This window comes from Mesorhizobium sp. M0047, assembly GCF_040323315.1.
Taxonomy (GTDB): domain Bacteria; phylum Pseudomonadota; class Alphaproteobacteria; order Rhizobiales; family Rhizobiaceae; genus Mesorhizobium.
The window spans coordinates 1-25,115 of record NZ_JAMYUW010000032.1 but is presented as its reverse complement, the minus strand read 5'-3'; the positions used below and the strand labels follow the sequence as shown (position 1 = coordinate 25,115).

General features: G+C 59.1%; 19 protein-coding genes. 11 read left to right on the top strand and 8 right to left on the bottom strand.

All coding sequences use genetic code 11. The features are described from left to right. Positions 1-21: 21 nt before the first annotated feature. The 8 genes from NKJ89_RS25245 to NKJ89_RS25210 all read left to right on the top strand — a co-directional run bounded on the left by NKJ89_RS25245 (position 22) and on the right by NKJ89_RS25210 (position 13,544). Positions 22-1,644, top strand: coding sequence for a hypothetical protein (locus NKJ89_RS25245; protein ID WP_352606525.1), 1,623 nt, complete (start codon positions 22-24; stop codon positions 1,642-1,644). Positions 1,645-1,838: 194 nt separating this feature from the next. Then, entirely contained in the window at positions 1,839-3,059 is a 1,221-nt protein-coding gene (locus NKJ89_RS25240) for a glycosyltransferase (protein ID WP_352606523.1), read from the top strand. Between the two features lie 131 nt (positions 3,060-3,190). Further along, on the top strand, positions 3,191-4,579 hold the full coding sequence (locus NKJ89_RS25235; RefSeq protein WP_352606521.1) for a polysaccharide biosynthesis/export family protein: 1,389 nt from the start codon (positions 3,191-3,193) through the stop codon (positions 4,577-4,579). A 128-nt stretch (positions 4,580-4,707) separates the two neighbouring features. Further along, positions 4,708-6,894: a type I secretion system permease/ATPase gene (locus NKJ89_RS25230; RefSeq protein ID WP_352606519.1), complete on the top strand. Its 2,187-nt coding sequence runs from the start codon at positions 4,708-4,710 to the stop codon at positions 6,892-6,894. Positions 6,895-6,921: 27 nt separating this feature from the next. Then, on the top strand, positions 6,922-8,241 hold the full coding sequence (locus NKJ89_RS25225) for an HlyD family type I secretion periplasmic adaptor subunit (RefSeq protein ID WP_352606517.1): 1,320 nt from the start codon (positions 6,922-6,924) through the stop codon (positions 8,239-8,241). A 68-nt stretch (positions 8,242-8,309) separates the two neighbouring features. Beyond that, on the top strand, positions 8,310-9,188 hold the full coding sequence (locus NKJ89_RS25220; RefSeq protein WP_352606515.1) for a sulfotransferase family protein: 879 nt from the start codon (positions 8,310-8,312) through the stop codon (positions 9,186-9,188). A gap of 180 nt (positions 9,189-9,368) precedes the next feature. After that, complete coding sequence (locus tag NKJ89_RS25215) at positions 9,369-10,874, top strand: lipopolysaccharide biosynthesis protein (protein ID WP_352606513.1); 1,506 nt, start codon at positions 9,369-9,371, stop codon at positions 10,872-10,874. 162 nt (positions 10,875-11,036) lie between these two features. Further along, positions 11,037-13,544 (top strand): RTX toxin, encoded by a 2,508-nt coding sequence (locus NKJ89_RS25210; protein WP_352606511.1) that lies wholly within the window; start codon positions 11,037-11,039, stop codon positions 13,542-13,544. A 277-nt stretch (positions 13,545-13,821) separates the two neighbouring features. Here the strand turns inward: NKJ89_RS25210 and NKJ89_RS25205 are convergent, their stop codons facing one another. The 6 genes from NKJ89_RS25205 to NKJ89_RS25180 form a co-directional block, all read right to left on the bottom strand. Continuing rightward, the gene (locus tag NKJ89_RS25205; RefSeq protein ID WP_502904152.1) at positions 13,822-14,064 is read right to left on the bottom strand and encodes a hypothetical protein; all 243 of its coding nucleotides are present in this window, start codon (positions 14,062-14,064) and stop codon (positions 13,822-13,824) included. 81 nt (positions 14,065-14,145) lie between these two features. After that, positions 14,146-15,138, bottom strand: a complete 993-nt coding sequence (locus NKJ89_RS25200) for a nucleotidyltransferase family protein (RefSeq protein ID WP_352606509.1) — start codon at positions 15,136-15,138, stop codon at positions 14,146-14,148. Continuing rightward, positions 15,138-16,298 carry a PqqD family peptide modification chaperone gene (locus NKJ89_RS25195; RefSeq protein ID WP_352606507.1) on the bottom strand — a complete coding sequence of 387 codons (1,161 nt, stop codon included), beginning with the start codon at positions 16,296-16,298 and terminating at the stop codon, positions 15,138-15,140. Before NKJ89_RS25195 ends, NKJ89_RS25200 begins: the two co-directional genes overlap by 1 nt. Before the next feature lie 87 nt (positions 16,299-16,385). After that, positions 16,386-17,402, bottom strand: coding sequence for a hypothetical protein (locus NKJ89_RS25190; RefSeq protein WP_352606505.1), 1,017 nt, complete (start codon positions 17,400-17,402; stop codon positions 16,386-16,388). Further along, the gene (locus NKJ89_RS25185) at positions 17,387-18,196 is read right to left on the bottom strand and encodes a hypothetical protein (protein ID WP_352606503.1); all 810 of its coding nucleotides are present in this window, start codon (positions 18,194-18,196) and stop codon (positions 17,387-17,389) included. The genes NKJ89_RS25190 and NKJ89_RS25185 overlap by 16 nt, the downstream gene beginning before the upstream one ends. Positions 18,197-18,285: 89 nt before the next feature. Then, positions 18,286-19,566 (bottom strand): O-antigen ligase family protein, encoded by a 1,281-nt coding sequence (locus NKJ89_RS25180; RefSeq protein WP_352606501.1) that lies wholly within the window; start codon positions 19,564-19,566, stop codon positions 18,286-18,288. A 390-nt stretch (positions 19,567-19,956) separates the two neighbouring features. Between NKJ89_RS25180 and NKJ89_RS25175 the strand changes: the two genes are divergently transcribed. Then, positions 19,957-20,178, top strand: coding sequence for a hypothetical protein (locus NKJ89_RS25175; protein ID WP_352606499.1), 222 nt, complete (start codon positions 19,957-19,959; stop codon positions 20,176-20,178). 125 nt (positions 20,179-20,303) lie between these two features. Here NKJ89_RS25175 and NKJ89_RS25170 read toward each other — a convergent pair whose 3' ends face one another. After that, positions 20,304-20,891, bottom strand: a complete 588-nt coding sequence (locus NKJ89_RS25170) for a sugar transferase (protein ID WP_352606497.1) — start codon at positions 20,889-20,891, stop codon at positions 20,304-20,306. Positions 20,892-21,452: 561 nt separating this feature from the next. On the opposite strand from NKJ89_RS25170, the gene NKJ89_RS25165 reads away from it, so the two are divergent. Further along, positions 21,453-22,523, top strand: coding sequence for a hypothetical protein (locus tag NKJ89_RS25165; RefSeq protein WP_352606495.1), 1,071 nt, complete (start codon positions 21,453-21,455; stop codon positions 22,521-22,523). A gap of 146 nt (positions 22,524-22,669) precedes the next feature. On the opposite strand, the gene NKJ89_RS25160 is transcribed toward NKJ89_RS25165, so the two are convergent. Next, positions 22,670-23,299 (bottom strand): response regulator transcription factor, encoded by a 630-nt coding sequence (locus tag NKJ89_RS25160; RefSeq protein ID WP_245266376.1) that lies wholly within the window; start codon positions 23,297-23,299, stop codon positions 22,670-22,672. Between the two features lie 1,088 nt (positions 23,300-24,387). Here NKJ89_RS25160 and NKJ89_RS25155 point away from each other — a divergent pair. Further along, positions 24,388-25,115 (top strand): sulfate adenylyltransferase subunit 1 (locus NKJ89_RS25155; RefSeq protein WP_352606621.1); only part of this gene is annotated, 728 nt, incomplete at its 3' end.

Below are 25,115 nucleotides of genomic sequence, written 5' to 3'. Positions count from 1 at the left end.
ACTCCAGAGCCGAAGGCAAGCATGGCGGCCGAAGCGTTGACGGGGGGGTTGAATGTTCCGGCGCCAGCCAAGTTGGTTGGGGCGGGCCTGTCGCGGACCAAAGCAGATGCAGGTCTCTCTCAAACTGACCGAAATGCCCCCCTTGAAGGGTTACCGGCCCTGCCGATCGCCAGCGAAATGTTTCGAGCATTCAACGAAAGTGGCCTGAGGTACGGGATAGTCCAGGATCTCGCATCCCTGCAAGACGGGCTTGCGGGCCGGGACGATCTGGACGTCCTCCTGGACAAACACGACTACGCGGCCTTCTGCTCGATCGTGAGCAAGCTGCACGGCTGTCGAGGCGTCAGCCTGTCTTGCTACGACAATGTCTGCGCCGGCCGCGAGGACTGGTTCCTGCCTGACTTTTCGCATGGTCGCTATCTCCATCTCGACATGCATATCGGGCTCCGCGTCGGCTGGGAGTTCCGTAAGCGATATCCGGCATTCGACTATGCGACGATTACACGATGGGAGACGATTTGTGTGGACGGCGTATCGATTCCGGTCGTCTCTCCCGAAGACGAGATTCGAATAGCAATTGCCCGCTTCGCCTTTCGGGCCTGGGCATTGCCTTGGAGACAATGGATCACCGTCGGTGATGCTTGGAGGGACCAATTTGCACGCCTGCCATTTCCGTCAAGCGAGCAAAGCGTGGATGTCGTGGAATACATGTTTGCCGGCGGGAAAGCGGTGAGCTGCAGGTTTGTGCAAAACGCCGACGGCTTGGTCGTCCACCGCGGAGATCTTGCCAGGTTGCGGCGCGCAATCCGAGAAGTATGCGGTTTCACGGGTCGTTACGAAATCGCCGATGCCGGCATCCATCTGGCCCGCAAGACCACGTATCTCGCCTTGAGATCTCTTCAGCAGTTGATGCCCGGCAGATTTCCACCAAAGAGACGGCCAGCGGCTGGTGGCTTTGTAGTCGCGCTCATAGGTCCCGATGGCATGGGGAAGAGCACTCAGGCTGAGCGGCTGACACAGATATTTCGATGGAAGTTCGGGTGTGCGCAAGCCTATGTCGGAACCGGAGACGGCAATGGATGGTGGCTTCGCAAAGCGTTGCAGACGCTGGTTTTCCCCCATAGACGCCGCCTTAAGTCCTTGGTTCAGCACAATAACGACAATTCCCTCAGTCGAAATTGGTCGAAGGGAGGATTTGTCGCTGCCGCGCTGGCATTGTGGGCGGTTTTGATTGCGTTCGAGCGATACGCTGTCGTGAAACGTGCACATCGATGGGCGACGCGAGGCCTGATCGTCATTTGTGACAGGTGGCCGCAGGCGATCTGCAGAGGGTATCTGGACGGGCCAACGATTCCACCGCACCTGTTCTCCATCCCAGGCTTGTCGGTACTCGCCCGGCTCGAGCAAAGACTCTATCAGAGGATGGCAGAATGCCGGCCACACCTTACCTTGCACCTCGTCTCAGATTTTGCGGTCTCCGAGCAGCGAAAGCCCGGTGAAATCAGGAAAGAAGCGTTCGATGCCCGGCTATCGCTGATGGCGGAGCTGCGATCCAAGGACAAGAACATCCCAATCATTGACGCGAGCGCAGGCATAGAGGCGGTCGGTCAGGAACTGTTCAGGCATATCTGGCTGTCTCTGTAGAGACAGAGCTCTCTGTAGAGACAGAGCTGGCGGCTCAACCGCCGACATCCACCACCATAGCCAACGCAAACGGGCAGCCCTGCCACATCCCGACCATGCTCGGGAAGGCCGCCGAAAGAATTGTCGAACGCCACCGCTCGATGCGCTCGATCTTCCGGGATGTACCAACCCCGGATGCCCAGAGGTGCAAGCAAATGAAGATCGTCCATGTGCTCACCCGATTGCTTCGGGGAGGTTCCGAAGAGAACACATTGGCCTGCTGTCTCGCTCAGGCGCGCCACGGCCATGAAGTGCTTTTGGTTCACGGCGAGGAGTACGACCCGATTTTGCGGGCGTCCGTTGCCGAAGCCGTTCGGGTCATGACTCTGGAAAAACTCATCAACTCGATTTCACCGTCCCGCGACATTTCGGCATTTGGGCAACTCACGCGCCTTATGCGCGATTGGCGGCCTGACATCGTGCACACACATCAAAGCAAAGCTGGCATCGTCGGCCGCCTTGCCGCGAGGGAAGCCAATATCCCTTGCATCATACATGGCGTGCACATTTTACCGTTTGTGCATGTGGGCAAAGCGCAGAGCCTGATGTACCTGGCTGCCGAACGCCTGGCCGCGAAGGTCACACAGGCTTTCATCGATGTCAGCCAGGCTATGCGCGACATTTGCATCGCCAATCATTTGGGTAGCGCCGCTCAGCACCACGTCGTCCACTCCGGCTTCGATCTGACACGCTTCGCGAACGCGCAGTGGCCGCAACAATCGCATCTCCTGCTGGGGACGGCTTTCGGAGAGCCCAAGCCGCCGGTGGTGCTGATGCTGGCTGCACTGGAACCGCGAAAACGCCACGTAGAGTTCATTGAAGCATTTGGGCAGACCGTCGAGCGAATTCCGAACGTGCGACTGCTGCTGGCCGGTGAAGGGCCGGCGCGATCCACTGTTGAATCGGCGATTCAACGATCCCCTTTCGCAAACAACGTTCGCATGATCGGCTACCATAGCGAGCCTGAGCGACTGATCAGTCTGGCGGACGTGTGTGTGCTGACGTCGATGCGAGAAGGACTGCCTCGCGTCATGATGCAGTATCTGGCGGGCGGTCGAGCAAGTGTGGTTTCGCATCTGCCGGGAGTGGAAGAGGTCGTGAAGCATGGCGTAAACGGAATCGTGACGCCGGCGGAAGATGTGGGTGCCGCAGCTGCAGCGGTCGCCGATCTCCTTGAGAACGAGCAGTATCGCGCTCGACTGGCTGAGAGTGCGAAACTCACCGACCTTTCGTCCTGGGGGCTGGATGCCATGTGCGATAGCGTCGAGTTGATTTATCAATCCGCTCTTGAGTCAGCCCTTCCAGCCGCACGACCGAACGAGGCGCAAATTCGCGCTGGCCTCACCAAGCAAACCGTAGGACTGCACGGATTTTGATCCTTTTGCTCCTTCGACGGAGCGTGGATTCCCAAGGCTTACTGCTCGAACCCAACGAACACCCTGCTGTCACGCTCCGGCCGACGAAAGTCGATTGGTCCTGACGGCAGACAAGACAACGGAGTACGACGATGCGTTTGCGTGCTGACCAGCAATTTCCTTCCAAGCCTCTGCGAGTGAAGGATTGGGGCCGACGGCATTTTCCCGGATTTGAATTTCCCGGATTTGAACTTGCGGCCGGCCGCATGCTCGCAATGATTGGTGGCCTCGCCATTGCCTTTGTTCTGCTCACTGCTGGCGCATCCCGTGCGGACGGATATGCGTTCGACACCGGTGACATCCTGCGGGTGTCCGTGATTGGCGAGCAATCCTATCCGCTGGATGTGGTGGTCGATGATCGGGGTTCGATATCACTTCCCATGCTGGGCGATATTCAGGCGCGCGGCCTCACCACTGTTGCTCTTTCGCAGGCCATTCAGCGTGCATTACAACAGCAGAAGCTCATTCTCGAGCCTTTCGTGAAGGTGGAGATCAGTCAGTACCGACCGTTCTTTATTTCCGGAACGGTGGCTCATCCCGGATCATATCCATTTCAACCTGGAATAACGGTTCGCCATGCGCTGGCCATAGCCGGTGGCTTCCGGGCTACCGCCGTCGGAAACATGGAGCCGGCCTTGCAAATAGCTGATCTGCGCAGCGCGCGCGCAGGTCTTGCGATCGAAGAATATCGTCTGAAGGTACGGCTCGCCCGCCTCCAGGCGGAAAGCCGGCAGGACAAATCCTTCGTCGCTCCGCCGGATCCGCCAGTCGAGTTTGGCGGACACTTGATAGTCGACATCGTAGCGTCCGAACAGGCGCAGTTGGACGCCCGCCTTGCCGCATATCGGGACGACATTTCATTCCTTGAGGTCTCGTTCGATCGGGCCAGGAAGGAAGCGGATATGGTCGCTGCAGCCCGAACGGAGCGGGAAAAGACCGCGAATATTCAACTCGAGGAACTGCAATCCGCCCGGTCACTGCGGGAAAAAGGTCTGGTAACCAATTCGAATGTCATGACGGCGGAACGAGCACATACCAGCTATCGCGCCGAACTTGCGCAGACCGAGTTGCAGCAGGAGCAGGCGCAGCAGGCGATGCTGACCTCGGAGAGTGAGCTGAGGAAAAAGAAGCAGAGTTATGAAATGGATCTGATCTCGCAAGCGCAGGACACGCAGGTCGAGCTGGGAAAGATTCAAAGTCAAATAAGGTACGTTGCCGACAAGCTTCTCTTTATCTTTACCTATGGCGAACAGAGGACGTTCGACGACTTGCAAGGCTCTGTGAAGATTTCGATTTTCAGGCGCGACCAGAAAGTCGCCCACGACATCGTCGCCGATGAAAATACGGAAGTCCTAGCTGGCGACGTCATCGAGGTTTCGATTGTAGCCAACAAAGGGTTCTACGCACCGGACACTTCCGGAACAATGGGGGGCCCAAAAGCTGAGGGCCCGGCCCTCCAGCCAAGCATTGTCGGCCAATAGCACGAACATGCCCACTTCCTCGAGCAAGGCTTTGCTTCAGGGCCGCGATCGTCGCTTCGCGACGCGCCTGGGTTCGTTGTGCCTTGAACGGACCGACATAGTCCGGCCTTGGCACCTCAGGGTTTGACATGATCCTTGGGGCAGCACTGACAGTCGTGGCAAACCGCTTCCGCCGGACGAATTCCCATGCCAAAATGGAGCAGAGGCGGCTCAATCTCCTGCGTGCAACGGCGCGCCGCAAGACGACGGTGCGCAATGCTCCGCGCCACCGCTCCATCATCCGATCGCGCATTCCAGGAGCAATCCTGCTCCTCCTCGCTCTTGCGCTTGCGGGAGCTGCATTCCTGCCGCGCCTCGTTGATCTCGGCAGGAACTGGCTGCCGCGACCGTGGACGGATCTCGTGCGGGACTGGGGCCATCTTTCCGATGTCTTGCTGCCCGGTCCAGACGCTCTTCTGGTTGGGCTGGCGATCGCGGCCCTGGGCTTGCTGCTCATGGCAGTCGCCCGCAAGGCAAGGCGAAGGGGCGGTTTGCCAAGCGCGCTCGCGAACGCCGGCGCCCAGCCCTCGCCAGGGAATATCCAGCCGGCGCCCGGTTCGGAACTGGCCTATGCGTTGCGTTCCTGCAAGGCAGCATTCGCGGGCGTCGCGGTTTTTAGCGGCGTGAGCAACATCCTCATGCTGACCGGCGCGATGTTCATGTTGCAGGTCTACGATCGCGTACTGCCAAGCCGCAGCGTTCCGACTCTCGTAGCCATGGCGATATTGGCCGGCGTGCTGTTTGTCGTGCAGGCGGTCGTCGATCTCGTGCGCGGCCGCATTATGACCCGGATCGGTGTTGAACTGGACGAAGCGGTCGGAGGACGTGTATTTACAGCCGTGTCCAGGCTGCCCTTGTACATCGGCCACCAGGGCGATGGTCTGCAGCCGCAGCGCGATCTCGACAACGTCCGCATATTTCTATCGAGCCCGGGGCCTAGCACGCTTTTCGACTTTCCGTGGATGCCCTTTTACCTGGCAATCATATGGAGCCTTCATCCGACGCTCGGGATTACGGCGATTTGCGGTGCAATCGTGTTGGTGGCTCTGACGGCAGCGACCGAGGTCTTTACGCGCAAACCAATGGGCGCCGCGGTTTCGACAGGTGTGATGCGCAACGGCTTTGCCGAGGCCAGTCGCCGCAACGCGGAGGTCCTCGCGGCGATGGGAATGGGCAACCGTCTGCACGACCATTGGCGGGAGGCGAGCCGCGAATACCTCATGCAACAGCAGCATGTCAGCGATATCGTAGGCGGCTTCGGCAGCTTCGCGCGCGCCTTGCGGCTGATGCTCCAGTCGGCAATGCTTGGTATAGGGGCCTGGCTGGTGATCCAGGGCGAGGCTACGTCCGGGATCATCATCGCCGGCTCCATCCTTGCGGGCCGAGCGCTTGCGCCTGTCGATCTTGCCATCGCCCATTGGCGTACCTTCGTGGCCGCACGCCAGAGCTGGAGCAGGCTGAGCCAGGTGCTCGCCCGATTGCCGCAAGACGCCCAGCCGATGGCACTTCCGGTTCCCGGTTCGAACTTGACGGTGGAACGCATGACGATCGGTGCACCGGGCGCGCAACGGATCATCGTGCGAGGTGTGGAATTCAGCCTGGACGCCGGCTCGGTGCTTGGCATCATCGGACCAAGCGGTTCCGGCAAATCCAGCCTGGCTCGTGGGCTGGTCGGCGCATGGCGACCGCTGGCGGGGCGTGTCAAGCTTGATGGCGCCGCGCTCGATCAGTGGTCGTCGGAGCGCCTTGGCCGCCATATAGGTTACCTTCCGCAGGACGTCGAACTGTTCGCGGGAACGGTTGCCGCCAACATCGCCCGCTTCGATCCTGGATCGGACCCGAAGGCCATCGTCGCCGCCGCCCGCGCGGCGGGTGTCCATCAACTGATCATCAGCTTTCCCAATGGCTACGAGACGCAGATCGGAGAGGGCGGAACCGCGTTGTCAGCAGGGCAGCGCCAGCGCGTTGCTTTGGCACGCGCACTCTACCGAAATCCGTTCCTGGTCGTCCTCGACGAGCCCAACTCCAATCTCGACATGGAAGGCGAACGGGCGCTTGCCGAGGCGATCCTCGCAATCAAGGCACGCCGAGGCATCGTGGTGATCGTCGCGCACCGGCCGAACATTCTCACCACCGTGGATTTCGTGCTGATGATGAAAGAAGGGCAGATGCACATGTTTGGAACGAAGCAGTCAGTCCTGTCCAAGCTGTTTCCGATGCAGGTCAATACCGAGGGCCTGCGGCCGGTTTCAACCTCTCCTCAACTGCCGAATTGACGACTTGCGGCACAGGGGAAACGGGCAATGACGGCTCCTGTCTTGAATCGATCGCTTTCCAACCGGCGATCCATTCGCCGCAATCTGCTCGGTGGAATGACTGTCGTCGCACTGCTCCTCGGCGGAATGGGAGTCTGGGCCGGGACAGTAGACATTTCGGGAGCAATTATTTCGCATGGCTGGGTGGTCGTCGAGAACAGCGAAAAGAAAGTGCAACACCCGACGGGCGGCGTGGTCGGCAAGATCTTCGTGAGCGATGGCGACCGTGTCCGAGCCGGGGATGTCTTGGTCCAGCTTAGCGACACCATCCCGCGTGCCACCCTGGCTTACGTGACAAAGAATCTGGATGAGCTCTATGCGCGAAAGTCCCGGCTCGAGGCCGAGCGTGACGGCAGCGGGCGGATGACACTTGCTCCGATACTTGCCGCGCGAATGAGCGACCCGGAGATTGCCAACACGGTGGCCAGCGAACAGCGGCTCTTCCAGCTTCGTCGAACCGAGGTTTTCGGCAACAAGGCGCGCTTGCGCGAACGCATCGAGCAACTCGGAAAGCAGATCGAAGGCGATTTGGCTCAGGAATCGGCAAAGAGCAAGGAGATCGAGCTGATCAACGACGAACTCGTCGACATCCGCAGCCTTGTCGAAAAGAAGCTCACACTCAAGTCGAAGCTTACGGAATATGAACGCGAGGCAACACGCATCGAGGGTGAAAGGTCACAGCTTGTGTCAAACATGGCGCAGGCAAAGGGTGCCATCGCCGAAGTCGAGCTCCAGATCCTGCAGCTGGACAAGGAGTTCTCCAGCGAGACTGGCAGCGAACTGCGCGATGTCGACGCCAAGATCGCCGAATTCGAGGAACGAAAAGTAAGCGCCGAGGACCAGCTGTCACGCATCGACATTCGCGCTCCCTCCAGCGGAGTGGTCCATCAATCCTCAGTTCATACAGTCGGCGGCGTGATCAATGCGGGGGAGCCGATTATGTTGATCGTTCCCGACACCGACACTCTCACAGTCGAGGTGAAGGCCGCGCCGCAAGACATCGATCAGATCTCGGTCGGCCAACGCGCACTTCTTCGCTTCACCGCCTTCAACGTTCGCACTACGCCCGAAACGGAGGGCACGGTGTCCATGATTGCGGCCGACGTAACGCGCGATCAGCATACCAATGAAGTCTACTACGCAGTCCGCATCACGCCCGATCCGAAGGATTCGAAGAAGCTTGCACCCGTCTCGATCATTCCCGGCATGCCGGTGGAAGCATTCATACGGACTGGTGACCGCAAGGTGCTGTCGTACCTGATGAAGCCTTTGACGGACCAGATGATGCGTGCATTCAGAGACCAATAGCCGAGCGGCGGAGCTTGGTCGTGAGGATCGGCGCTATCTTGGCTAACCTTTAGCGACGGAGACTTGTCATGGCAGCAACAGAGCTGAAACGTCCCATTTTTCTGATCGGCAACTATCGGTCGGGGACCACAATTGCACAAAAATTGATCGGGCTGCATCCTGACATCGTTACCTGGTACGAGCCAAAAACATTGTGGCTATATGCCGATCCGGCGCGGCGTCATGACGAATTCGTCGAAACCGATGCTACCGAAAGGGTCGCTCGTTACATTCGCGGCAGGTTCCTCGAATATCAGTCGCGGCACGGCGGCCGACAGATCATGGAAAATACGCCCGCCAATGTCTTGCGCGTGCCGTTTGTCCACGAGATTTTTCCGGAGGCCATATTTCTCTATATTACGAGAAATCCATTTTCATACATAAGCTCAATGGAGCTTAAGTGGCAGCGAGCAAAGTCTTTAAGAGGTATAATACGCCTGCTGAAAATCACTCCTGTCACACAAATTCATTATTATGCAAGAGATATTATAAAACAGGTGATCACAAAAAGGGTGCTCGGAAGGAAATATACATCGATCTATGGTCCGCGTTACAACGGAATAGATCGGGATTTGAAGGATAATGAAAAGTTGACGGTGATCGCGCGTCAGTGGGCGCGCGGCAATCGAAAGGCTCGAGAAGATCTCGCCAAGCTTGGCAACGGCCGCGTTCTGTCGTTTCGTTACGAGGATTTGATACAGGATCCCGAACTGGTCTTGCGCCGCATCTATGAACATTGCGGGCTGAGCTGCACCGACGATATCGTCCGCATGGCCAAGGAGATGATCGACCCCGGCCGACAGCAGAAGTGGCTCCGCCTCGAAAGGAAGGACCTGACGGCGATCATACCGGAGGTCCGGGATGAGATGGAATTCTACCGCTACGAAATTCCCTCGCTTCTTCAATAGGTAAGGCGCACTGCGCGCTGGCGGGCGGCACCGCAGCCGAAGCCCCTTCGTGACCATGCGGTCGTTTCATTCAGGCGCGGGCGCGTCGCCGGGCGTCACCCAATGTAATCGTGTCCCTCGGCGGATCCGGGATGGACGCAATGGCCGCCTGTTTGGATCGGCCGAAGAGTGGAGACAGGCGTGAGCAACGACAGGCGAGGGCTGGCAAAACAGAGTGTCGTGGGCATGTTGTGGACGGCCTTGTCCATGGGCGCCCTCGCCGTCGCCGAGCTTGCCTCACTTCTCATCCTGGCCCGGCTGCTCTCGCCCAATGAGTTCGGCCTTTACTCCGCAGCGCTGATCGTCATCAAGTTTTCGGCGATCTTCCAGGGACTTGGCATTACCCCCGCGATCGTCCAACGACCTGTGCTGGAAGAGCGACATCTCCGGGCCGGCTTCACCTTGTCATGCCTCCTCGGCCTCGTTGTGTCCGCGTTGGTCTGGGCAATGGCACCGGCAATTGCCGGCTTGCTTCGGCTTGCCGATCTGGCTCCAGTCGTTCGTGCCATCTGCTTCGTGTTCCTTTTCCAAGGCGCTTCCATGGTGGCATTGGCCGCGGCCCAGCGCGCGCTGCGGTTCCGCTGGCTGGCGCTCGTCGATGCCTGCGCCTTCGCCACGGGCTACGTCGTAGCCGGTCCGGTACTGGCTTGGCTCGGCTTCGGTATCTGGGCCCTTGTCGGCGCACTCCTGATCCAGCAATTCATCCGCATGGTCGTGCTGCTCGCTGGACAGCCGCATCCGATGCGGCCCTTGCTGGAACGAAGCGCCATCTTCGAACTGCTTTATTTCGGGAGCGGTTTCACCATTGCCCGGGTATGCAACTACCTCGCCACCCAGGCAGACAGGCTCGTCGTGGGGCGCTGGCTCGGTGCAGATGCGCTTGGCCTGTACGGCCTGTCGTCGCAGCTGATGACGACGCCCGCCGTCATAGTCGGTCAGGTTCTCGATCGGGTGCTTTTCCCAACCATGGCGCTGGTCCAGGAGCAGCCCGCGCGGCTTGCTCGCGCCTATCGCAGCGCGGTCGCGGGTTGCGCCCTGATCGTCCTACCGGCCAGTATGGTCGTGGCGATCGTCGCGCCGGAATTGGTTAAGGTCACTCTCGGGCGGGGATGGGAAGGGGTTGTCGCCCCACTCCAGATCCTGGCGTTCAGCATGTTGTTCCGCACGAGCTACAAGCTGAGCGATTCCGTCTCGCGCGCAACGGGGACGGTCTACGCACGTGCGTGGCGCCAGGCCGTTTTCACCATCGGCGTCTTGGTTGGGTCCTTGATGGGGCAATTCTGGGGAATAGAAGGCGTGGCATTCGGCGTCGGCGCGGCATTCGGGATCAACTTCTTCCTCATGGCACAGTTGAGCCTCCGCGTGACCGGGATGACCTGGGGCGACTTCTTGATGGCGCACCTGCCTGGGTTGGCGCTCGCGGGCGTTGTCGGAGCGGGCATCTGGGCACTCGTGGAATGGCTGCGCGAGTTCCATTTATCTGCTCTTCCCCTGCTCATCGATACGGCATTGCTGGCATCTGCCGGGGGCTTGCTCCTGTGCTGGATCCTGCCGTCGCTGTTCCTTGGGCGGGACGGGCTATCACTGCTGCGTCTGCTTGCCGCCGTGGTGCCCGCCTGGCCCAGGATGAGGAAGGCAACTGACTGATCAAAGTAGACTTCAGCGCTCGACCGCCCGGCCATGCATCGCGGGCGACGGCTTTCGTGTCAACGTTACCCATCGCCATGCTCGATCTGGGGTCGGAACCGCCCCTGGTCGGACACGTCGAGATTGCGATTTTAGTCGAGAGATATGGAGAGGAAATTCGACATGGCAAAACTGGCTGGGCTTCCCTGGACTGACACGAAACTCTTGCTGACGGACTCCGGCATTGACTCCGGCATCAAAGGCGACTGGCTGAACATCGACAATTTGACGCTGCCAATCGGAAGCGTGAGCGGCAACGAGAAGACTGGCGATATCTCCGATCTGAGCGACGAACCTGCTGCGGAAACCGGCAAGGGGAGTCACAGTCACGGACTGGATCGCGCCGCGAACAGCCTCGATCTCATTTCCGCGGATGGGATCACTCCGACATCGGGGAGCGATGGCGGATTGAACCTCAGCGGACTGGCCGAGGCGGCAGCCGGAGTTGGCATTCATCTGGACAGCAGCTTTCTCGATTTGTGGCAGGACGCGACAACGGGCCATGCCGACAGCCAAGTCACCTATGCCGCCACAACCCCTGAGGCAGTTGCTGACCTCGGCACGGTCTCGACGGGCGCCGCGGCCACCTCCAGCAGTCTCCTCGCCACCGCCTCAAATGCAATCGACCCGATCTTCGAGACAAGGGTGGCGACCGCCGGCGACGATGTCGAGGAGAAGGGTTCGGGTTCGATCTCGACCAACATAAACGACCTGGAGCTGGGCTATGACAGCAGCACCCGACAGACGGTAGGCATCCGCTTCACCGCGATCGACATCCCGCAAGGCGCCATCATCACCGGCGCCTATATCCAGTTCCAGGCCAATGAGGTGAAGACCGGCGTGACCTCGCTGCTGATCAAGGGCGAAGATACCGACGACGCGAGCGCCTTCACCAGCGTCAGCTTCGACGTGTCCTCACGCGCGACGACGGACGCGTCCGCAGCCTGGACACCGGACCCGTGGAACACGGTAGGCGAGCAAGGGCTGACCGAGCGCTCGCCGGACCTGTCGGCGATCGTGCAGGAGATCATCAATCGCTCGGGCTGGGCTGCGCTCAACGACATGGCATTTTTGGTCACCGGCACCGGCACGCGCACAGCCGATTCCTACGAATACTCGCCGACCAGCGCTCCGCTGCTGCACATAGAATATCTGCTGCCAGGATCCGGAAGTCCGGTGGCCTTCAACAGCCCGGCTGACGCCAACGCCGCCGCCAACCAGATCGCCGAGCTTGCCGCGACTGGCGCACCCACCGGGATCACCGCCTCGGCCACGGATCCCGATGCCGGCTCGACCATCACCTACAGCATCAATGACTCGCGCTTCGCCATCAATGCCAGCAGCGGCGTCATCACGCGCTCTGCCAACGGCACGCTCGACTTCGAGACCCAGCCGTCGATCAATCTGACAGTGACGGCAAAGTCTTCCGACGGCACCACCGCCAACCAGGCCTTCACCCTCGCCGTCCTCAACAGCGCTGAGCCGGTCGCCTTCAACACCCCGCCGGATACCGACACCGCCGCCAACCAGATTGCCCAGAACGCCGCCGCCGGCACGGCGGTCGGGATCACCGCCTCGGCCACGGATCCCGATGCCGGCTCGGCAATTACTTACAGCATCAGCGACTCGCGCTTCGCCATCAACGCCAGCACTGGCGTCATCACGCGCTCGGGTACGGGCACGCTCAATGCGACGTCGGAGCCTTCGGTCAACTTTAATGTGATCGCAACCTCGTCCGATGGCAGCACCGATACCCACGCCTTTAACGTCAACGTCACGGCCAACCAGCTGCCGACGTCGGTGACCCTGGCACACACCATCCTCACTTCGCTGTGGTCGCCACCGAGCCCCGATCCCACGGATCTCGTCTATATTTCTCATCTCGACACGCTGCTGGTTGCCGATAGCGAAGTTGACGAAATGTCCATTTTTACCGGCAAGAATCTCTATCAAATGAATCTGAACGGCACCCTGGCGGGCACGCTCACGACGATCAATTTTTCCGATGAGCCGTCGGGGATCGCCTACAATCCCACCAACCACCATCTCTTCTTCACGGACGACACTGGTACAAAGAGCGTATACGAACTCAACCCCGGACGGGACGGACTTTACAACACGTCGGACGACCTTGTGACATCATTCAAGACGGCCGCATTCGGCAGCACGGACCCGGAGGGGATTGCGTATGATACAAAACGTGGAGTCCTATATGTCGCCGACGGCACAACCCAGACGATTTACACCATCGCTGCGGGTCCGAATGGCAAATTCGATGGTGTCCCAAGCACGGGCGGCGACGACGTGGTCACGAGTTTTTCTGCGCGTGCGCTGGGGACCCCTGGCGACGAAAGTATTGCGTACGATTCAGTCCACGATCTCCTTTATATCATTGCGTCGGCAAAGTCGGTGGCAATGGTAACGCCTACCGGGCAGTTATTGGGCACGCTCGATATCTCCGCGGCCCATGCGCACAAACCGTCTGGGATGGCGCTGGCGCCAAGCAGCGACGATCCAAGCCATAGTATGAGTCTATACATCACCGATCGCGGCATCGACAATGACTCCCATCCGACCGAGAACGATGGCAAGATCTATGAATTCCATATTAATGATTGGCTGCTCGCCTGATCCTGCACGGCGTGTTTCAGACCACCGGAACTCGTCATGCCCGACTGAAACCGGCGGGCACAGAACGAGGTTGGTGCCGGGGCTTTCTTTTCGTTTGAAGACCCCGATACATTTTTTTGCCGCACTGATTGTTCAGACCCGTGAGCCGGTAGCCGCCGGCAAAGAAAAAGCCCGGACCACTTGCGGCACACAAAAGTGCCGCAAGTGGTTCGGGCTTTCAAATGACAGGCTTACGTTCTCACAACGCTGTTTTCAGCGACCATGATGCTCGAAGAGCTTACGCCTGCCCGGGAGGACCGGAGTGGATGTGGTTCTTGTCTCCCCAACCATTGCCCGGGCGTGATCCGCCCGATTTGGCAATCGCCTTGGAGTTCAAACTCGTGCCGAGCAAAAGCGTCACAGCCGGCGGCGTAACTGCCGCAAAACGCCCCGCCTTCTTGAGAAAGTCGCGGCGTGCCTGAGCTTCCGAGACCAGGTTCTCCTGAGTCCGTTCTGAGCTTTTTGTGCTTTCAGTTGACATGTCAAACCTCTCCACAACCGTCTCAAATTTACAGATCGAGCTTATGCTTTGTGACCCGGGGGCACTAGTTCTCCAAAAGGCTTAGATTTTGGTGCGAGGGTTGAAAAGCGTACGAGCAATGCGACGTAAGAAGTCCGACGGCCCACGTCGCACCAAGCCGTAGCCGCGTGAAAATCGCCATGTCCCCCACATCAAATTGCCGGCCAGGCGCAGCGGCGCTCCGACGACGGGGTGGGTCGCCGTGAAGATGCGTCTCCAGTGCTGGATACGGACCATCCGGCGTTGTGCACATTTTGCCGGGATTCTGGTTCCAAAGAAATGATGCATGGCCAGGAGCTGGGTGTCGAGCGCATTACGGGCGGTTCCATCCGACATGGATTGCTGCAGTGACGTCCAATCCACGTCATCGCTTTCCGCCAATCGTGCCAGATCATGAAGGTGCCTGAGATCTATCCTTCCGCGCCAGTAATCTCCCTCCTTGAGAAGGTCGTGCACCATCCAGTGCATGGCGCGGGACTGAGCGGTAGGAATTTTCACCCGAAGGCCGCCTCGCTGAACAAGCTTGGGGGGGTGACAGCCGTTCGCTCGGCTCGAGCGGAGCTCCAGCATTCCGGCGTCCTGCTGGCGGGCCATGCCTCGAGCGCCCGCCACATCGACGTAGCCAAGCTCTTCAAGACAGGCTCTGGCGACCATCTCCTGGCGCGGATTCACAGCTAGATCAAGGTCACTCGTCATCCTGCTGGGAATCCGGCCGGCCGGTGAAAGGAACAAGGGAATGGCACCCTTGAGCAGGAGCGGAACGATATCGCTGCCGTTGAGGGCCGCAACGGCTTCACGCAATTGGGAACGCAAGCGCAGGTTCCGTTCCCGATTGCAGTCGTGAACGAACCGAAGATACTCACGCACGTCCTGCGGGAGCTGTTGGATTTGTCCGGCGCGCGCGAGGGAGGAAAACAAATCGGGTGTGAGCAGAGTGTGATTTGCCAAAGCAATCACGGCCTGCCAGTCGGCCCTGTCAGTCGGACTGCCGCGAAGTCCGGCGATCAACGCCTCAAGCGCGTTGCCCCTGCTCATCATCGGCATGCCTGCGATATAAGTTGTACCGCATCATCAAGCTTCGAATAGTTCAGGCAATAGGTTTCCGCCGATCCGATGAGTTGGGTCAGAACTTCGAATGCGGTGCCACTCAGCTTTCCGCCGGGTGCAAGCGCGCCGTTGAGAAGGCCGCGCAGTGCGTTGGCAGGATCGACCGGCTCCAGGCAAGCCTTCGAACCGTGGCCTCGACGCAGCAGGATCACACTGCCGATGGGCAGGGGAGAAAGAGCCAAGGGCGTCGACGCCTTGGGCACGGCAAACCGCACACGCCTACGGTCGGGCCGGCGGCAGACTGGAGCGTCGTCGAGATCGGGGCAGTATTCGGCCAGAAGCGGCCATGCCCCCGCCTTGACCGCGCAGGCAAACGGCAGGCCAACGCCATGCCCCCTGGAGTCCAGCAGAGTAACATCATCAGCGGCAAAGCCGAATCCTGCATGGACCAATGCCAAAGTCAGTGTTGTCTTGCCCGCGCCCGGATTGCCGCAAAGAAGGACCATACGTCCATTGCTGAAAAGGCCCGCCGCATGGAGAGCGAGTTCATAGACGCCGCGATCGAGAACCTCGTTCAGCAATTGTCCTTTCAGTGTGACGGCTAGTTCGTCGGCAGGGCAGGACAGAATCCAATTGCCATCCCGGAACAGATGGATCCGTCCCCCGTGCTCAACTACCTCGAGTAGAACTTCGGCAGCCTCACTTCGAACCTCAAGATGCCGAAATACGGTGATTGCGGGGAATGCATAGGCTGCTGGATAGACGATCCGTATGTTGAGGCCCGCAACGGCGACCACCTGGCTCACGAGTTCCTGAGCTGCTGACGGAGACACGGGCACGCGGGGCCGTATCAGGCTAAGCCGCTGCCAGTCCGCGAGCGCCACCTCGACATGCCTCTTTGCCTCAAGCCTTTCAACGCCCCTGCGCACCATCTCGACCGAGATGGCTTGCGGTGCCATGCCTTCTTCCAGACAGCGCCAGATGTCGGCAGCAGTGTCGTTGATGGCGAAAATGGCCTGGTTTGTCGGGCTGAACAGGACGTTTCTTTCCCTGACGCGTACCAACCGTCCTTGGATTACAAACGTCGCAGGACTGTGATCGGCGAGGCGCGGTGTCGAAGTTCTGTCAATTGCCTCGTGCTGATTCATCGCGGTGACGGTCCAAGCTGTTATGGCAAAGCGGGTGTGTTCGATGGGCGAGCAACATGCATTAGCGTCACCGAGGGCTGCGAGTTCTCACAGCACTTCGTCGGAAAACCTGGCCACGTTCTGATGCGCTGCGATCCACTGAAGGTGCGCCCTGCTCCAGTACCTCCGGGCGTCGGCGCCGGTCAGCATTCTGAAACCAGACGGCGGCAACGGCAACGCGGAGGGTATTGGCGCGTCGGGCAGCCACAGCAACACATTGTCGCGACTTTCAATCGTCAGCCGCCATGTTCTTTCCAAGCGACGGAATCCACGCATGTTAGCCGCAGCCAACGCAAAAACCGATTCCGTAATCCGCAACCTGGGTGACTGGTCGACAGCTTTGATCGGCGCCTGATGTGTGATTTCGCCCTTGGAGAGAAAGGCGTGCATACGAATGAGGGATCTGTCGATCCGCACGGTTTGGCCGGTTCCGTCCCGTTCGTTTGATGCAGGATCCAGGCTGATCCCTGAGAAACATCCGTCGAACAGGCACTCTTCAACGATGCCGCTGAGGAGATAGTCGTTCTCCACCGCATCATCCCTGATTTCGCTGAGCCAGCAGCCTTTTAGCCGAAAGCCGTCGGCGTGCTCTGCGAAACGAATGCCATCCCAGCAGCGACGCGCACGGATACCCTCTATTGTCGCGTCCGTGGTTCCGTCCCTGACAAGCAGAGCGGCGCTGTTGCAATAGGTGTCGCGCCAATCAGACGTTAGCGGCACCTGACCATCGAAGCGCCCTCCGATAAGGCGAACGCCGGGGCAGTTGCGGATGACGAGGGGATAGCGATTGACGGGCAACGGCCCCTCGTCGCATCCCGTCATCGCGCTGGGATCGCTATTTCTGCTGTTGGCAACCGTGAAGGAAGCATTTCGAGCGTCGATTATTGCTCCCGGCTCGAGGTTCCTAATCGATTGCTGTTCGAATCCATAGGCACCTGCCAGGACGAATTCCTTGCCTTTCGGCGTCTGTCCCCCTTGCGCTGAGCCCGAGCCCGGCAACAGGGCGATCAGGGGATACAGGCCGGCGACGCCCATGAATGATCGGCGGTTCATTGTGGTGCCCATTGACCTGCCGGATCGCCCAGCCGACGCCGTTCGAGACAGGCCAAAAGCACCGCCTCCAGAACCCTTTCGGCGACATCTTCGGGCGATGCCAACCTTTCCACATCGACCGCCGCCAGCACGCCGACGTGATCTTCCGTTTCCATTCCCCTCTCAAGATCGGCCGCAATCTGGCGGCAAGCACAGTCCGCAGCCGACCAGAGATGACCGCCGCAATCAGGAGATGCCCTTTGCATCCGCGAGGACCGATCGCCCCTTTTCAGAAGTCGATTTCGTGCTAGGCCGATCTCGCCGCGCAGATGGACAAAAACCATGTCATGCACGCCAATGGCGAACAAGATGTCAAGCCACCTCTCCGAAGTTGCCCGATGCTTAGCTTTAAGCGATATTGAGAGGAACCCCTGCAGCAGCCCCTGATCCATAATAGTGATAGTATTCTTTCCCTGTCTCTCGGTTTGGATATAGGCAACCAAAACGGAAAGGTTCCAAATAACCCTGATTGCATCGACAAACGACGATTGGCCACTCTCGATGACAAAACGTGCAATTCGGGCGAGCAACGAGCGAAACTGACGGTCCTTGAATCTCGGGGCAACAATACCGATCCTGTGGATCTGGCGGTCGATGAACGTTCTTGTCCCCCACGCTATTCTCACATCGCCTGCCAGCTGGCCGCACCGTCGCAAGTCGTTCGCCAACAGGGTGGAAGCGGTTGTCTTTCCGATCCCAGGGAGACCAAAGAATTCGACGAATCGAATGTCTGTTTGAGGCGCGCGTGCTTCAAGGCCTGGCGGCAAGCCTAGCGCCAGCTCGCTAGCTGTGTGCGGAATCATTGGGTTCGGTTGGCGAGGTTGGTTCTAGGAAGACAAAGGGACATGGCGGAAGCTCAATGTTGAAAGAGCTGAGTCCCAATTCTCGCGTACAGCTTTGGGCTCTCACTAAGCCCGCTCTGCATTGATCGTTGCCTGCCACGGTAGAAGATGAGCAAAGCCAAGGGCAGCCAGAAGAAGGGCGCTGTTGATGGGCCGAAAGAATCGCTCATCTGGTTTGCGGCGATGTAGTTGAAAACGGAAACCGATGTTCCGAGCACCATCACATTAATTTCCGTCGAGTGGTCCCCCCTGTCCTTATCAAACAATGTACTGAGGACAGCGCTGACAACATATGTCACGACCACGAGTACCATCACTGACATCAACCCGACGCCGGGCACCCCCAGTGTTCTAAAGGCGTCGATGAACAGGTTGTGGCTATGGGGAGCAATATCGCCCACCCACTGGCCTGCGCCGACCCCCATAAACGGATGCGATAGGCCGAGGTCTATCGATATAGACCACAGCCGCTGCCGCGAGATGACCGAATGTGCCTCGCCTCCGGACAATTGGAGGGCGAGCAGATTGTAAGCCCGTGGATTGAGGTACTGCAATGCCACCAGGCTCGCTTCCAGCAATATCGGAGCCGTAACCATACCCGCGATTACTGCTATCGGGCTCTGCTTTCTTCTAACCAGATAGAAGCTGTATATTCCGAAGAACGCTCCGAGGCCTGCAACGCCGAGAACGAAATTTGTCTTTGAACCCGATTTCACCAAACCCAGGAGCACCGCAACGAGGCAGCCCAAGAGGAGAACACGGTGGCTGCGGGATGAGACCAGCTTCGCGGCGACAAGCGGCAGAGCAGCCGACAAGGCGATCCCGAGTTGGTTAGAGTGCTTGAAATAGCCTTCAGCGCGATCGGCAAATCTGGCATCGCCCAGCCCGATTGCGACTAGACAGGATGTTGCAACACTCATGATGATCATCGCCATCACTATCCTATCGATTGCCACGAGACCCTTTGGTCTGGTGGAAATCGCTGCGACTGCTGGAATAATCGCGAAACCGAATACCTGCGCAAAAACCGCGCGCATCGTCCTGATCGGACTGTCGGCGTAAAGCATCGACAGTAGGGACAGAACCATGATGAAACCAGATATGGCCAGCACCGCAGTCGCCAGTGCCGCTTCGGTCCGATGGAGGCGTCTTGCTGTTTCGGCATAGGCACCGACGCTTACCAGGGCGCAGAACAGAGCAAGCAGGAAGGAAAGTGAGCCATCCGTTCCGGCAATCCGCGTGGCGCCAGGGAACCAGATGGACACGATCAGCAAAAGAACGGATACCTGCAGCATAGATGGGATGTCACACCGAACGCGTGATCTAGGAATTTCGTGCCGACGCAACTCTGCCCTGATGCGCAACGTACAGCGCCTTGTTGGCAAGCTGCCGCACGGCAGGTGAATCTCCGCATACCTATTTTCACGAGCAGCCTAGGCTCAGCGGAGGGACATGGAAATGTGCGAAAAGGGGTCATTGGGACAGGGTGCACTACGCCTTTTGTGCAAAGCGGCTGAGGTGCAGCGATTTCCCACAACTTGATCGACAGTCGGCCAGTCAGTGCAGCCGGATTGGGTGTTGGTACGGATTCGCAGATGTGGGAGACTCAGGTACGGCACTTTGAGTCTTCTGAGTCTTCCACACCGTAGGAGATCGCCGTGCTTTGGGGCCTTGTCGCAGTCGGCTTGATCGGCATTTTGCTGGGATTTCGTTTTCGAGCGGCTGCGCTCATCATCATGACCGCGGTGACCGTCGTGATCGGCGTCGTTGCAGGCGGAATCGGCAGTTTGTTTGACTGGGGCCGCCTGGTTTCAATCCTGCTTCTCGTAATCGTTCTGCAGTGCGCCTATTTGATCGGCCTCGTCCTTGGCGTCATCTGGCGCCGTGACATGTCACGCGAGCAATGACGATCCGCGGCTGCATTTTTCGCGCCCCGGCGCCGGAGCCGTTCGCCGTTGTTTTGCCGCCAGGACACGCCGGCGTCTTTGCGGCAACGACATGCATGAGGGCAAGGATTTGCGGTGCGCTTTACTTAAGACGCATGGTCGAATTTCATCACCGCGAAGACAGTCCGGATGAGAATAACGACATCGGCCCACAGCGACCATTCCCGCACATAGCGGCTGTCGATGGAGACACGACTGGGATAATCCATCGCGTCTCTGCCGTTTACCTGCCACAGGCCGGTTAGCCCCGGTCGGGTTTTTAGATAATCGATCGCACAGGAGCCGTAGCGTTGCAGTTCGTCGGGAACGACCGGACGAGGGCCGACACAACTCATCTCGCCACGCAGCACGTTAATGAGCTGAGGCAGCTCATCCAGGCTCGATTTCCTGAGGATATGCCCCAGGAATGTGATGCGCGGGTCGTTTTTGATTTTCCAATTCTGCTCCCACTCCTTGGCGGCTTCGGGATTGCTCGCGAGATAGTCGGCCAGGACCCGCTCCGAGTTCGCCACCATGGTCCTAAATTTATAGCAGGCGAAGCGCTTGCCATTGAATCCGACCCTGGTGTGGGAGAACACCGCCGGTCCCCCATCAGTCAACAATATCAAAAGGGCAACCGCCAGCATGACCGGGGCGGCAAGGACAAGTGCGATCGATGCGACAGCCATGTCCATGATCCTTTTGGGCCGGCCTCCAAGCGGACGGAGGTTTTGGCCGATCCGGGTGCTGGGCCTGCGGCGCTTTATGTCAAATGCGCTGATTGTCACGGGTCTCACCAAGAAACGCGGTTGGTGTTGCTGCCCAACTTCACAGCGGCTTCGGATTCTTGGCAAGAGAAGCAAAGGAGGTAGCGGCGTACCCGGTGCTCGTTACTCCTAAGCCTGACCCGCGCGTCGATGGCGTGGTGTCTATAAGCCTTCTGATCAAACGGCGTATCACCTAGCATCCGTTTGCTGCGGTAGCAGTCCGGGCAGGTCGGCTGTATTGCCAAAGCCTGCATTGGACCTGGCTCAGCCACCAGGAGATCAGGGTGCCAACCGAATCCAGGCCGTCACGCTCGTGGAGATACAGGAACCACGTTTGATAAATGCGCAAGGCGCAAAGGCGTCCGTCAAAGCAATGCAGGAAATACACGTGCATCACACCGAGACAAGATCCCCTTGGGCGGTTTGTCAGCTTAACGGACATTCCAGGCTTACAGTTCAGGCTTATTTGACAGTGGAGCGCGCAACGTGGTGTCCAGCTTGACGCCTTTACCGCGTGATTTTACCGCGGCGCCGTTTGCTCGTGATATTCGCGAGATCGAGCATGCCGAAGTACTTGCCATTGTGCGCAAGCAAATTGCCTTGCTTGATCTTGATCTCTCCGGCCTCACCGTGGTCGTTGGCGCTACGACAGGATACCAAGCGGTGACTGCCACAGCGGCAGCGCTCGCCAATGCCAGCCGTGTCGTTGCGCTCGCCCGCATAACCTCCAGACATCCGAGCCTGGCCGCCATCGCAGATGCGACCTTGGCATTTGCCAAACACGCTAAAGTCTCCGAACGCATTGAAGTGACGAACCGCATCGGCAGCCGCAAATGGCAGGACGTCGACCTCGTCACCAGTTGTCCCCAGGTCGGACCGATTTCGAGATCTCTCATTGAACTCTTGCCCTCACATGCGGTGATTTCGCTGATGGCTGAACCATGGGAGCTTCGGCCGGGCTTTGTGGACTTCGACGCCTGTGAAGAGGCCGGCATCAAAGTCGCGGCTCCCAATCTCAGCCACCCAGCCATAGACCTGCTGCCGGAATTCGCGCGGTTATGCTGCATCTTGCTCAGCGATGCTGGTGTCGATCAACGAGCCGCGAGGCTCGCCATCGTCTGCGACACGCCCTGTGCACCATCCCTTGAGCAGGCGCTACGCGCGGGCGGGGCGAGAGTAAGTGTTTTTTCGCATCCCATGCTCCTGACCGACGGCACATGGGATGTGATCGTGGTCGCGATGAGGCCGTCCGACAAACCTTCAATGGACATTAACAGCCTAGGCCGTATTGCCCGGAACTCTCGCCAAGCGCTGCTGGTGCAGTTCAGCGGCGGCATCGATCGCTCTGCCGCGAGCTATTTCGGCCTCAGGGTCTGGCCACCGAAGCGGCTGACCCGTGGTCAGCTAGGCCTTCCACTTGACGTACTCGGGTCGGCTCCAATCGTCCGCAGACTGACGGGAGGGCTGAAGGCCGCCGAAGCGGCATATCGTGGCGTAGAGCTTGGACGGGACAGCATTGGATTTCTCGTGACGGCGGGGTCCGCAACGGTTGGTGCCTAAGCACACGCCCAGCGTGGCGTTCGCGACACGGCGCGGACGGCAGCATCGATCATCGGAACTTACCAGAACGGCGAACCCGTGGTCCCGCCCTTAACGCGCCCGGCGGTTTATATTGCCAAGCCGGCCAGGCAAAGACCGATCGGGCTTCAAAGCAACATCTGTCTAAGCTTGTACGCTACCTCGGTGCGGTTTGTAGCCTTGAGTTTTTTCATGATATTTCGAATGTGCACCTTGACGGTGCTCTCGCAGAGGTTGAGCTCGTAAGCAATTATCTTGTTCGCCTTGCCTGTCCTGAGCGCCTCCACAACCGCAGCCTCGCGTGTGGTGAACATGCCGGTGAGCGGACGGGCCCCGTTTGTGGTCGAGTGGATGATCTCTCGAAGAGCCAGCACGCAGCTGGCGGGGACAAAGATCCCTCCGGCACGAGCGAGACCGATAGCCTCGGCCGCGACCTTCACCTTCACGCTGGTAGGGATGTAGCCTCGGGCGCCGCATTCGAGAGCAGCGAGAACCTCCCCCGGCTCGTCGGAATCCACCACGACGATTACGGGTACGGTGCCAAACTCGGAAATGAAGTGCGAAAGTTCCGCCCGAACGCTCTGGTCCGTGACCTTTCTGGCGCCGAGAATTACGAGGATCGCGGACGGTTGCGCTTCCCCGGCAATGTGCTGGATTTCGTCGAGCGATCCGACCGCGCTAACCCGCCAAGTGGGATTGTGTTCGATCAGGCCGCGCGCAAGGCATTCACGTTCGAGTGCTCGCTTGTCGACAATCATGACCAAGCCTTCGCTTGGGCCTCCTTCATCGAGATCGGACCCGCTAAGACCATTCGCGTCCGGCAGATGTCCATTGTGTATCGGTCTTGTTGCGTCGTTCCAAAAATCGGAAATTTGGGGGTGTCCCATCGCCTTATTACTCCTCTCCGTCGCTCCCTTTTGTTTTGCCCCCTCTCGCAAAATTCGGCAGAAGCGTGAACTGTACGCTCGTTCATCATGTGTCAGGTTGCGTAGTTGTTAACTGACGATTGGATTCAAGGAGTAGGGCATACGCCGCCCCAACGCACGGACGTATGGCTTCCTCGCTCCATGGAGGTAACCCAACCTGGAAGGCATACTACGATGCTGTGGAAAAGGCGCATTAATCCTGGTTAACAATTTGGTAATTATATCTTAGATAGCTAATATAACCTGAAAATTTCGCAACCTATAATTGTATTTCGTCGCGCAACACCAATAAGGAGAACTCAAGGTCGCCCAAACTGAGACCGCAGGTTGACCAGTTCTGCCTCGACCACCAACGTGCTCACCGGCTTATCGGCTATCGGTGACCCCCGAATTGTGGCTCTCGTACTCCGTTCGTATGCTTTGCGCGTGTTCGGCGTGAGCGCATATAGTCCCCAGCCCCCGGCGCCGTTTCTCACAAACTGCCCGTCGGTTAGGCCCGGTGTCCTAGCCCCATCCCAACAACGGGTGCCGGGCCGCTCCATCAGAACGCCTCGTTGACTAAAGGCCCGCCACCCCATTTGCGAGGCGACGAGCCCTCGCCCCAGCCCACACATCTATCAAAGCAATTGCGGTGCCAGACGTACTGACCCGTAACGGGTCACATTTGGCCCAGCGGCGGACGAGCTTCGGAGCTCGCGGCAACGATAGTGGGATTTCATGGACGCGCGCCCAAGCGTATAACGGTCCAGCAGTCTTCTCACCTGACCTTGCGGAAGGACAGATCGCGAGAAGACAGCCGGTGATAGGGTTGGAGACGGCCATGTCCATCAGACGCCAGATCGGATCGCCCGGCAAAGTGCAGGCCCGCCTTTCGAATTGCATCGCGGCCGACTGCCGTGGATGAGGATCGCCGGACGGCAATTCTTAACCTGTCCTTTTCCAGTGCGAGGAGCGTCCGCGATTATCTGGCGGCGCAGGAGAAGAAGTCGCTGCTGCGCTTTCTGACCTGCGGTTCGGTCGATGACGGCAAGTCGACGCTGATCGGGCGCCTGCTTTCCGACACCAAGCAGATTTTCGAGGACCAGCTCGCCGCGCTCGAACGCGATTCGCGCAAGCACGGCACGACCGGCGACGACATCGATTTCGCGCTTCTGGTCGACGGTCTCGAGGCCGAGCGCGAGCAAGGCATCACCATCGACGTCGCCTACCGCTTCTTCGCCACGCCGAAGCGCAAGTTCATCGTCGCCGACACGCCCGGTCACGAGCAATACACGCGCAACATGGCGACCGGCGCCTCGACCGCCGACCTGGCGATCGTGCTGATCGATGCGCGGCAAGGGGTGCTGCGCCAGACCAGGCGGCATTCGATCATCGCCTCGCTGCTCGGCATCCGCCACATCGTGCTGGCCGTCAACAAGATCGATCTGGTCGGGTTCGACCCGGCGGTCTTCGAACGCATCACCGAGGCCTACCGGCAATTCTCGCGCGATCTCGGCTTCCAGACCATCGTGCCGATCCCGATGTCGGCTCGTTATGGCGACAATGTCAGCCGCCGCTCGGACAACATGGAGTGGCATTCCGGGCCGACGCTGATCGAGCATCTCGAAACCGTGTCGGTCGATGCAGCGGTGGTCGACCTGCCGTTCCG